We start from the raw sequence: 11,043 nt of genomic DNA on the forward strand, positions 1-11,043 counted from the left end.
AGGAAGTTATTAGATGTTAAAAAAAATCGATCGTGGCTTGTTATTTTTAAAAGAGCAAGCAACAATTTTTCGTTGTCCCGTGTGTACAAAAAATTTAGTTGTCGAAAATTATGGGTTGGTTTGTGAAAATAACCATCAATTTGATTTATCGAAAAAAGGCACACTTTATTTTTTACAGCATACAATCAAAACTGACTACAATAAAAAAATGTTGACTCATCGTGGTGCAATGATTCAAAGTGGGATGTACCGTCCTTTGATTGATCAACTAGTAATAGAGATGCACCAAGCAGGTAAAACGGTTGATGTAGGGTGTGGCGAAGGTAGTTTTTTAAGAGAATTATCGATGGGTGGTTTAGCAGGTGAAAAAATAGGCTTTGATATCTCAAAAGATGGAATTTATCTTGCGAGTAACCAACCTATTGAGGCGTTTTGGTGCGTGGCTGATCTTACCAATTTACCATTTTCAACTGGATCAATTGATACAATCCTTAACATTTTTTCTCCATCGCATTATAAAGAGTTTCAACGTGTTCTAAGTGAGGATGGTTGCGTGATTAAAGTAATTCCTGAAGGGGATTATTTAAAAGAATTAAGAGCAGCATTTTATCCTAATAATGAGCAAAAACAGGTATATTCAAATGAAAAAGTTCTTGCAAAATTTGCTGAAGAAATGGATGTAACGAAAGAGGAACGCATTCGATTTGAATTTGAGATTCCTGAACATCGTCGACTTGATTTATTTGAAATGTCTCCCTTGGAATGGCAGGTCGATCCGCAAATCAAAGCAAATTTACAGAAAGATCCGTTACAAAAAATCACGATTGACGTTCGTATGTTAGTTGGTCGAGACAAAAAACGCTTACATTAGAATAATTTTGCCTAAAACTATTGCAAAGCTCCGATATTGGTGTTATATTACATACAAGTTGATTTTTCATTGGTTTTTATCAGGTTCCTGTTCTGATAAAAGTTAGTGAGAAGTACTTCACTAACGTAGCGACTCGCAGTGATTGACACCGAGCCGGTACGTTTTTTTTTATGTGAAAAGTGTAATAAGTAAATGAAATCCTGTTTTAGTTTAGAAAGGAATCGTATAGAATGACTAATCATATTGTTTTATTTGAACCTCAAATTCCAGCTAACACTGGAAATATTGCACGAACATGTGCTGCTACCAATTCGCCATTACATTTGATTGAGCCTTTAGGGTTTTCAACGGATGATAAGCATTTAAAAAGAGCTGGTCTTGATTATTGGAATGACGTAGATATTACGTATCATAAAAATTTAGAAGCATTTCTGTCATTTGTAGGAGATAATGCGCTACACTTGGTAACAAAATTTGCTAATCAAACCTATAGTGATGTGACATATAACGATGAACAAGATCATTATTTTATGTTTGGGAAAGAGACTACTGGATTACCAGAAGGCTTTATGCGTGAGAATGAAGAAAAGTGTATCCGAATTCCAATGAATGATGAACATGTGCGATCATTAAATTTATCAAACACAGTTGCGTTAGTCGTTTATGACGCATTACGCCAACAAGACTTTCCACATTTAGAAAAAAAGCATCATTATGAAAATGACAAACTGGATGCGCCAGAATAAAATAAAGTGTAGTATTGAAATTACTAAAAAGAAATTCACAAGTCATGGGAATACGTTGTGAATTTCTTTTATTTTACGTTTGCGGTCAACTTACTAATTCTTTTGAAAAACTATTCATGGATTTCTAAAGGTAAGCCATCAGGATCAAAGAAAAAAGTCATTTTTTCTCCAGTGAAATCATCCGTTCGTATCGGTTCACAAGAAATCTGTTTCATTTCTAGTTCTTTTACCATTTTTTCGACAGAGGCTACTTTAAAGGCTAAATGTCGCAAACCCAAAGCTTCTGGATAAGAGGGTCTTTCTGGGAACGTATCAGAAATAAAAATTTCTAGTTCTTGATTTCCCAATTGTAAATCAAGCTTTAGATCATTTTTATCTTTGCGATAGTGTTCCCTAATAATTTGGAAACCTAGTTTTTCTACGTAAAATTCTTTGGTTTTCTGATAGTCGGATGCATTGATAGCAATATGATGGATAGTGTCTAAATACAAAATAAATCCTCCTTAATATACCTCTGTTTATGAAAACTGATTTTAGTCCTTTTTTGTTTATTATACTTTAAGATCTTTTTTTCGCAATTTTCAGATTGAACCTTGTTAAAAGACATAAAGTTCAATAGCATTTTTTTTTTGATAATGATACACTAGATAAGATAAAAACTGCTTTATTTTACGAAACTATATTTAAGGGAGCCAAAGTATGAAACTATATTTTACTCGTCATGGAAAAACTGAATGGAATCAAGAGATGAGATTCCAAGGCAGGACTGGAGATTCACCTCTGCTACCTAAAAGTTATGATGAAATCAAAAAACTAGGGCAAGAAATCAAAGATGTGCCTTTTAATAAAATATATTCTAGTACCTCACTACGTGCAAGAAAAACAGCTGAGGGAATCAATCAAGAATTAGCCAAGCCAACTGAAATTGTTTATACGGATGACTTAAAAGAGTTAGGTTTAGGCAAACTTGAGGGGCAGTTGATTGAAGAAATGAAACAAGAGTATGGGGAAGCATTACAAAATATGCGTTATCAACTCGATAAATATGACCCTACGGCTTTTGCAGGTGAGCCGATTGATCAAGCAATTGAACGAATTCAAAAAGTGGTGTTTCAGGCGATTGAAGCTGAAAAAGGACCATTTTTATTTGTAGGTCATGGAGCAATTTTGACTGCGGCAATTCAATTTTTAGCTGGAAAAGAGCTAAATGAATTAAGAGATATGGGCGGACTGAAAAATAATAGTCTTTCTATTCTTGAAACAACGAATAGTGAAAATCCAACGACGTTTGAATTAAAGTTGTGGAATGATGATTCTTTTTTGCAAGGATAGATCAGTGAGATGAGGGAAAAATAGATGACATCTTTTTTTAGTGAAGAAAACGAAAAAGAATATGTAGTAGGACAAGTTCAGGCGATTTTTTTTGAAAATCCTAGTAATTTTTATAAAGTGTTACTTGTAAAAATTTCAGATACAAATACGGACTTTCTTGAAAAAGAAATTGTGACTACGGGTAGTTTTGGTCAAATTCAAGAAGAAGAAAGTTATCGTTTTTTTGGTCATTTTGTAGATCATCCTCGTTATGGAAGACAATTTCAAGTAGATAATTACCAACAAGAACGACCTACTTCAGCAAGTGGCGTAGTGAATTATTTATCTAGTGAAAAATTTCCAGGAATCGGTAAGCGCACGGCTGAAAAAATTGTTGAAATTCTAGGTGAAGATGCGATTGATCGAATGATTGATGACTCGAGTGTTTTAGAAGAAGTTCCTCAACTAAATGAAAAAAAACGACAAACAATTATCGAAACGATTCGTTTGAATCATGGAATGGAACAAGTCATCGTTGGCTTGAATCGTTATGGCTTTGGGAGCCAACTTTCGTTTACCATTTATCAAACGTATAAAGAAGAAACCTTAAATGTCATCAATGAAAATCCTTACCAATTAGTCGAAGATATTGAAGGGGTAGGCTTTAAGCGTGCGGATACAATTGCTGAACAACTAGGCATTGGCGCAGATTCTGACCAACGAATTCGAGCGGCTATTGCTCACGAAATTTTTCAGCATTCGGTTCGTTCCGGCAATACATATGTGGAAGCCGAAATTCTTTTGCAGGAGACAATTCGCATTTTAGAAGCTAGTAGACCGTATGAGATTTCATTGGATCAAGTAGCCAATCAAATCATTTGTTTGACGGAAGAAGGAAAAATCCAGCAAGAAGGCACTAAACTGTTTGAGAATAGTTTGTATTTCTCTGAATGGGGAATTGGTACGTCGATTCAACGATTACTGTCTCGAAAAAAAGAAATCAACTATGAGAAAAAAGAAGTTGAAAAAACGATTCAAATTTTAGAAAAACGACTTGGAATTCTTTATGGAGATTCTCAACAAGCAGCAATTGAAGAAGCAATCAAATCGCCTTTATTTATTTTGACAGGTGGACCAGGAACGGGAAAGACAACGGTAATTAATGGCATTGTTTCATTGTTTGCTGAATTAAATGGTCTTTCTTTGGATATTAAAGATTATTCCCAAGATATGTTTCCGATTTTATTAGCGGCTCCAACCGGCAGAGCTGCCAAACGGATGAATGAAACGACTGGCTTGCCAGCAAGTACGATTCACCGTTTACTTGGATTGACAGGTAGAGAAAAAAATACCAGCATCTCGGCAAAAGAGTTAGAAGGCGGGTTACTAATCATTGATGAAATGTCGATGGTCGATACGTGGCTGGCAAATACATTATTTAAAGCAATCCCGACAAATATGCAGGTGATTTTTGTAGGCGATAAGGATCAATTACCTTCGGTTGGTCCAGGACAAATTTTGCATGACTTATTACAGATTGTTGAAATTCCTAAGAAGGAATTAACAGAAATTTATCGTCAAGATGATGGTTCAAGTATTATTCCTTTGGCGCATGAAATCAAACAGGGGAAATTACCGAAAGATTTTATTGTTAATCAAAAAGATCGCTCTTTTTTCCAAAGCGATGTGGCTCATATTGAAGGCTATGTTCGTCAGATCGTAACTAAAGCGAAGCTAAAAGGTTTTACAGCACAAGATATTCAATTATTAGCGCCTATGTATCGTGGTGCAGCGGGAATCGATGCTTTGAATAAAATGATGCAGGAAATTTTTAATCCTGGTGATGCTAAGCGAAAAGAAGTTAAATGGAATGAATCGGTTTATCGGATTGGAGATAAAGTGCTACAGCTTGTAAACACACCTGAATTAAACGTGTTTAATGGAGATATGGGAGAAATTGTTGGAATTATTTTAGCGAAAGAATCCGATGATAAAGTTGATGAATTAGTAATTCAATTTGATAATAATGAGGTCACTTATAAGCGAAATGAGTGGAATAAAATCACTTTATCTTATTGTTGTTCAATCCATAAAGCTCAAGGTAGCGAATTTAAAATGGTTATCTTGCCGATGGTTCATCAATATCAGCGAATGTTACAACGAAATTTATTGTATACGGCGGTTACGCGAAGTAAAGAATTATTGATTTTATTAGGGGAAGTTCCTGCTTTTCAAACTTGCGTAGCTCATGAATCTGCTAGTCGATTGACGATGCTGAAAGAACGAATCACTGAAGCGAGTGAGATGTCATTAAGTGTTCGAACACAATTAGAAAATTATGAAGAAAACTTAGCGAAAGAAGATCCATTTGACTCTGTAATGCCTTTGGTAACTGAAAAAAAAGCTAGTCAATATACTGAAAAAGAACCAGAGCAAGTCATTGTGGAAGAGAAAGCCGATGATTTTTCAAAACAAAAAACTGAAAAACAAGTTGAAGAAATTTCTTTGTTTCAGAGTGATTCTCAAGAAGAGCCAGTTGAAGTGATAGAAGAAAGAGAGCCTTATTTGACGATTCAATTGATTAAACAAAATACGGTAGATCCTATGATTGGAATGGGAGAAACGAGTCCCTATGATTTTATGAAATGAATTGCTAACTAAAATGAAAACAGGAGGAGTCGGTTGCAATAACTCTTCCTGTTTTTTTAATAGTGAGTAATATTTTTTATCTTTCCTCTAAATACGGACAATAAGCAATAAAATAGGTTGGATTGTTCTTGCTATCTACTAATAACCCTGTATATAATAAATTATACTATTTATTTTACAAAAAATGAGGGAATAGTTAAATTTATTTGAAAGGGAGAGTATGATGAAAGAAAATCAAGAAAAATTGCATGAAGATACATTTTTAGCGCAAATTGGGAATCATAAGAATCCTGTTACGGGTTCGATTAATACACCGATTTATTTTTCAACGACATATGAACATCCAACTCTAGGAGAGTCAACGGGATATGACTATACTAGAACAAAAAACCCAACTAGAGAAGTTGTCCAAGAAGCTTTGGCGGTTTTAGAAAATGGTGCTGTTGGTTTAGCGACAAGTTCAGGAATGAGTGCGATTCAATTAGCATTCAGTCAATTTCCTGTTGGAAGTAAAATTGTCGCTTCTAGAGATTTGTATGGCGGAAGCTATCGCTATTTTAAAGAATTAGAAAAACAAGGATTATATGAATTTGTTTATGTCGATGAAGAGGCTAATTTTGAAAAAGCTATTACCGATGAAACGACAGCAGTATTTATTGAAACACCAACTAATCCATTGATGGAAGAAGTTTCAATTGAAAAAATTGCCAAACTTGCTCATGCAAAAAATGCACAATTAATCGTAGATAATACCTTTTATACGCCATTATTGCAAAAACCGTTGGATTTAGGCGCAGATATTGTTATGCATAGTGCAACAAAATATTTAGGCGGTCATAATGATATACTAGCTGGTGCATTAGTTACTCGTTCAAAGGAATTGGGAGAACAGCTATCGTTTAATTTAAATACAACAGGTGCTGTATTAGCGCCTTTTGATTGTTGGTTATTGATTAGAGGTTTAAAAACACTTTCGTTAAGAATGGCACGTCATGAAGAAAATGCTCGGGCGATTGTTGACTATTTAGAAACAGAGCCGTTTGTAAAAGATGTATTATTTACAGGTCGTGGCGGTATGTTAAGTTTCCGTATTAAAGAAGTTGCTTATATCAAGCCATTTTTAAAAGAGTTGAAAATTGTGACTTTTGCTGAAAGTCTTGGTGGCGTGGAAAGTTTGATTACTTATCCAACGACTCAAACGCATGCGGATATTCCAGAAGATTTAAGAGAATCATATGGACTAACACCTGATTTGTTGCGGATGTCAACGGGAATTGAAGCGAGTGAGGATATTATTAATGATTTAAAACAAGCTTTTCAAAAATTGGGATAAAATAAACAACTAAGAATTGTTCCAAAAAATCTGGAAAAAAGTGGTTAGCTCTGAGAACGAAGTAAGTGCGATATATTAGCAACTCACTTTATTCTTCGTGAGTTACCGCAATAAGCAAGAATTTTTGCAAAATCAGTTTCTGAGTTTATGCAATGAATGATTCGTCGTCCGATTACTTAATTCAAAAGTTTTTTTATGGTGGTAGTAAAACGACTTTTGCTATAGTAAGCGACAAACCACGAAACGAATAAAAACACCGAGCTGGAATCACTTGATAGTGAAGGATTCTTGTTCGGTGTTTTTTCAAAATTTTGTACTACTTCGCTTTTAAAACCAAAATAATCTAGTCATGGTACCAAAAGAACAATCAATACTCCGTTCTCCTAAAGATTCGCCGTCTGCGTGCATGGCTTGTGGAACCGTGGAAACAATTCTGACTTTGCTTGTTTGAAAGGAGTGGAAATATTTTGATTGTTTTTGTTTTTTGCGAGAAAGCAGGATAATCAGCCAAAATATTTTAAAAAGATGGACGCGTTCAACCAAAACAAAATCCAACACATTTTTTCGTGGGTCTGCGTCTGGTGCAATTGCGACACCACCTCCAAAATAAGGGTGTTTTGTGACAGTACACAAAAAAGCTTGATTGAATTCGAATGTTGCACCATTTAGTTCTACTAAAATTGGAAAGCCTTTTTGTCTAAATAGCACTTTTAAAACTGAAAAAATATAGGCAAAAGAACCTAATTTAAATTTATTCAATGTCTGCTTACTTGAAGACTTGTTCGTTGTGTCTGAAATTGCCGCGTCAATTCCTAGTCCAATATTATTGATTGCGATTCCTTTTTCTCCTTGAACAGCTTCCTCATAAGTAATGACTTGTATCTCTTTGGGTTCGCAAGCGGACATTAATTGTTTAAATGCATGATCTGCTTGTCTTGAAATCCCTACCCCTCTAGCAAAATCATTCCCAGATCCACAGGGGATATATCCAACTGGGATTTTTGAATCGTAGTCACTCAACGTATTTACGACTGTGTGTAAAGTGCCATCGCCGCCAAAAACAACAAGCAATGGAAAGAAATTTTCTTTTTTTTCTTCAGACCAAGGAATTAATTTTTCTTGTGCTAATTTGTGTGTTAATTCGATTTCATGTCCTGCATATTCAGTATATAAAGTTGTATAGTCAGCTTGTTTTTCTTGCAATTTTTTAATAATATTTTTAGCGGTTTTTCTACCATTTCCGCTACCAGCATTTTCATTTATAATGAGATAAAAATGAATCTTCATTTGTTTCCTCCTTATGCGAAAGTTTATTATAGCAGATAATTTCCGTTTTCAGAAGCAACTTGCAAAAAATCCTTCCTAATTCTTTTTAATTTCTCCAGTTTTCTTGTGATTTACCGTATATAACTTAGTTGACTTTGTAAGAGGATAATAATAGAATGAAGCTGTTACAAAAAAAGGAAATATTTTTTTGTGGTCGAGGTTCATCAACCATCCCTCGTTAAAAAACTCGGAGAAAGAAGGGGAAAATATGCAAAGCACAGTTTCAAGAAGTAATAAAGTTCGTAGTGTCGCAATGAATGGTCTAATTATGGCTCTTTATTTAGGCTTGACTATTCTGGTTGCGCCTGTTTCATCAGGTCCGATTCAATTTAGGATCTCTGAAAGTTTAAATCATTTAGTGGTCTTTAATCGAAAGTTGATGTGGGGCGTTCTGGGTGGGGTAATTATTTATAATGTTTTTTTTGGATTTGGTGTGATTGATGCTTTATATGGCGGAACTCAAACCTTTTTATCATTAGGACTCACTGCCTTATTACAAAAGAAAGTGTCAAATGTTAAAATTCGATTAGCATTGAACACATTCTTTTTCACGATTAGTATGATTTTAATCGCTATTATGTTAGTGCCAACTGGAGGGCAACAACTATGGATTACTTATGGTACATTGGCAGCTAGTGAATTCATTATTATGGCGATTTCAGCACCGTTGATGTATTGGATTAATTCAGCAGTTCATTTTGACAAAAGAATCTAGCCGACTATTTTCTTTTTTACATTTATAATAACGATAAAAAAACCATAAATTTGTTAAATACAAGACTTATGGTTTTTTTAATGTTCTTTAGTCTGAGTTATAGTACAATGCTTGATGAATTATTTCTAGTTCTTTAGAGATACTTAGAAAGTCACTTTTTTTAAAAGGATAATTAAAGTAGACTAGATTTTTCTTAGTTTGAGTTTGCAACATTGTTGTTAATGTTAAATCTATTTTTTGCAAGTGCATGTTATTCAAAAATATTAAATTATATTGATATTTAAAATAATCATATAAAATTTTTTTTATGGTATTTTCGTAGATTTCCGGTAAATCTGTTTCTAATGAAACCTTTATTGGAGAGCCAATAAGTAATTCCGGTTTTATAAATGTTTCAATCATGAAATAGCGTTGTGTTAAGTAGTCTTTTTCTAAAAATAAAGTAAAACTATTTTTAGAAAACAGTTGATCTATAAAAGCAGACATTTCTGATTGATAACTTGGAAATTTTTGTGAGATTTCTTCGAGTAAGTAATATGCATTGTAATCAAAATCAATTTTTACATATAAGTGAGCATAAAGGTGAGATCTATAGGCAAAAATAAAAATTTCATCATAAAGTGCTAAAGGAATGGAAAGTATTTTGTCGTTAAACTCGTTTAAAAAGAGTAATGTTGATCTATAAACAATCGTATCTTTTTGTATAAAACGTAAAATATCTTTTTTTAAAGGGATGTTCTCATAGATGCATGAACGAGTAAACATATTTATAGTAAAAAAACGAATCTCTTCATTAGAAATAATGTGATGATTAAAAAAAATTTTCGATACAACATGGGATAATTCAGAAGCTACTTCGGTAGGAAAATAATCCTGCCATTCTTCTTCACACTTCACAGTAAACCCCAATCGATATCTTAAAATGGCAATGGTAATAAGATATGCGAGCTCTCTTTTTTTTATGTAGTTGATTGAAAGATGGAGATCATCGATTAAAATGTCAACATCTTCTTTAATTTTATGTTCAGAAATACTTCCAAACGCACTCGGCCAACTAGTTGATTCAAATAAAACCCAAGCCACACTATAACAAACCATTCTAATCTGACTCTCTTGTCCTATTATAGTCATTCCACGTTCAGAAACTTTCAAATTAAATTCTGATAAAAACATATTTATTTTTCCTATGCTTTTAAAGAGCGTGTTGTCACTTAAGGAATGGTCTTCACAATATTTTTGTCTCGTGCTATTTTTATTAAAAAGTAAAAAAACTAACAATTGTATTTCTTTATCTTGTTCATAAATATAATTTTTTAATAAAAGTTTGTTTGTTTCGTTGAAAAAATTACATCTAACTCCTAAACCTTTACTTATTTCAAAGTTGATTGATTGATTTTTTTCAGTATTAAATCGTCTTATTAAAGTATCTAATTGATTAATGTATCTTTGAATCGTTCTGGTTGATAGACACATAGAGTTACTTAGTTGTGACATTTGAAGCCAATTCTTACTTTCGGAAATATTTTTAAGAAGTTCTAAAAATATATGATGTTTACTTGATAGTAAATTATTCAGTTTATAGTCCACTTACTTAACCTACTTTCTGTAATAGAATTGTACTGAAAATGAAAACTAGTCATTTAAAATATAACATGTGATATGAAAATTTACGAATATAATGTAAAAAATAATGAATTTTTATCTGTTTTTATTTTTTTATTTATTTAAATTGCATTGGTAAGTATAAAAAAATGGCGGAAGATACGACAAGTATTAGGAATTTTAAAGTGGAGGTTAGGTGTAAACTTAGTTTATCAAATTTACTAGGAGGAATACAATATGACTATAGTGGATGGTGCTAATGAACCATTTTTTGGTACAGTTGAAGCAACTGAAAATGTCATTTTAAAGAAATTACGACTAAATCCTGTCGAATCAAAATTGGCTTATCGTTTAATCAAGGACCAATTAATTGATGAAGGAAATGCGCGCCAAAATATGGCAACGTTCTGTCAAACGTATATGGAACCTGAAGCACAACAGTTAATGGCAGAAACGTTTGAAAAAAATGCGATCGACAAATCAGAATACC

At 33.2% G+C, this 11,043-nt stretch carries 9 protein-coding genes and 1 pseudogene; 7 read left to right on the forward strand and 3 right to left on the reverse strand.

The window, feature by feature from the left end; translation table 11 throughout:
• Window positions 1-13 precede the first annotated feature (13 nt).
• Together ACYSNW_RS17220 and trmL are read left to right on the forward strand one after the other, a co-directional pair.
• Entirely contained in the window at window positions 14-871 is an 858-nt protein-coding gene (locus ACYSNW_RS17220; RefSeq protein WP_461746615.1) for a methyltransferase domain-containing protein, read from the forward strand.
• Window positions 872-1,101: 230 nt separating this feature from the next.
• Window positions 1,102-1,617 carry a tRNA (uridine(34)/cytosine(34)/5-carboxymethylaminomethyluridine(34)-2'-O)-methyltransferase TrmL gene (gene trmL, locus ACYSNW_RS17225; RefSeq protein WP_461746616.1) on the forward strand — a complete coding sequence of 172 codons (516 nt, stop codon included), beginning with the start codon at window positions 1,102-1,104 and terminating at the stop codon, window positions 1,615-1,617.
• A gap of 110 nt (window positions 1,618-1,727) precedes the next feature.
• Here trmL and gloA2 read toward each other — a convergent pair whose 3' ends face one another.
• Window positions 1,728-2,108 carry an SMU1112c/YaeR family gloxylase I-like metalloprotein gene (gene gloA2 / locus ACYSNW_RS17230; RefSeq protein ID WP_461746618.1) on the reverse strand — a complete coding sequence of 127 codons (381 nt, stop codon included), beginning with the start codon at window positions 2,106-2,108 and terminating at the stop codon, window positions 1,728-1,730.
• Between the two features lie 208 nt (window positions 2,109-2,316).
• Between gloA2 and ACYSNW_RS17235 the strand changes: the two genes are divergently transcribed.
• The 3 genes from ACYSNW_RS17235 (at window position 2,317) to ACYSNW_RS17245 (ending at window position 6,910) form a co-directional block, all read left to right on the forward strand.
• A complete protein-coding gene (locus tag ACYSNW_RS17235; protein ID WP_461746620.1) occupies window positions 2,317-2,949 on the forward strand; it encodes a histidine phosphatase family protein in 633 nt (210 codons plus the stop codon).
• A gap of 24 nt (window positions 2,950-2,973) precedes the next feature.
• Window positions 2,974-5,577: an SF1B family DNA helicase RecD2 gene (gene recD2 / locus ACYSNW_RS17240; RefSeq protein WP_461746622.1), complete on the forward strand. Its 2,604-nt coding sequence runs from the start codon at window positions 2,974-2,976 to the stop codon at window positions 5,575-5,577.
• Window positions 5,578-5,800: 223 nt separating this feature from the next.
• The gene (locus tag ACYSNW_RS17245) at window positions 5,801-6,910 is read left to right on the forward strand and encodes a PLP-dependent transferase (RefSeq protein ID WP_461746624.1); all 1,110 of its coding nucleotides are present in this window, start codon (window positions 5,801-5,803) and stop codon (window positions 6,908-6,910) included.
• Between the two features lie 327 nt (window positions 6,911-7,237).
• Here the strand turns inward: ACYSNW_RS17245 and ACYSNW_RS17250 are convergent, their stop codons facing one another.
• Window positions 7,238-8,197 carry a diacylglycerol/lipid kinase family protein gene (locus ACYSNW_RS17250; RefSeq protein WP_461746626.1) on the reverse strand — a complete coding sequence of 320 codons (960 nt, stop codon included), beginning with the start codon at window positions 8,195-8,197 and terminating at the stop codon, window positions 7,238-7,240.
• Between the two features lie 247 nt (window positions 8,198-8,444).
• Here ACYSNW_RS17250 and ACYSNW_RS17255 point away from each other — a divergent pair, with 247 nt between their 5' ends.
• Window positions 8,445-8,951, forward strand: a complete 507-nt coding sequence (locus tag ACYSNW_RS17255) for a QueT transporter family protein (protein WP_461746628.1) — start codon at window positions 8,445-8,447, stop codon at window positions 8,949-8,951.
• Window positions 8,952-9,038: 87 nt separating this feature from the next.
• Here ACYSNW_RS17255 and ACYSNW_RS17260 read toward each other — a convergent pair whose 3' ends face one another.
• Window positions 9,039-10,538, reverse strand: a complete 1,500-nt coding sequence (locus tag ACYSNW_RS17260) for a helix-turn-helix domain-containing protein (RefSeq protein WP_461746630.1) — start codon at window positions 10,536-10,538, stop codon at window positions 9,039-9,041.
• 252 nt (window positions 10,539-10,790) lie between these two features.
• Here ACYSNW_RS17260 and ACYSNW_RS17265 point away from each other — a divergent pair.
• Window positions 10,791-11,043 (forward strand): annotated as a pseudogene (locus tag ACYSNW_RS17265) (glutamate decarboxylase); the annotation flags it as partial.

Source organism: Enterococcus sp. LJL99, assembly GCF_054871725.1.

Coding starts and splice junctions, on each gene's coding strand:
- trmL (WP_461746616.1), top strand. CDS start 1,102: ATGACTAATCATATTGTTTTATTTGAACCTCAAATTCCAGCTAACACT.
- ACYSNW_RS17255 (WP_461746628.1), top strand. CDS start 8,445: ATGCAAAGCACAGTTTCAAGAAGTAATAAAGTTCGTAGTGTCGCAATG.
- ACYSNW_RS17245 (WP_461746624.1), top strand. CDS start 5,801: ATGAAAGAAAATCAAGAAAAATTGCATGAAGATACATTTTTAGCGCAA.
- recD2 (WP_461746622.1), top strand. CDS start 2,974: ATGACATCTTTTTTTAGTGAAGAAAACGAAAAAGAATATGTAGTAGGA.
- ACYSNW_RS17250 (WP_461746626.1), bottom strand. CDS start 8,197: ATGAAGATTCATTTTTATCTCATTATAAATGAAAATGCTGGTAGCGGA.
- ACYSNW_RS17220 (WP_461746615.1), top strand. CDS start 14: ATGTTAAAAAAAATCGATCGTGGCTTGTTATTTTTAAAAGAGCAAGCA.
- ACYSNW_RS17235 (WP_461746620.1), top strand. CDS start 2,317: ATGAAACTATATTTTACTCGTCATGGAAAAACTGAATGGAATCAAGAG.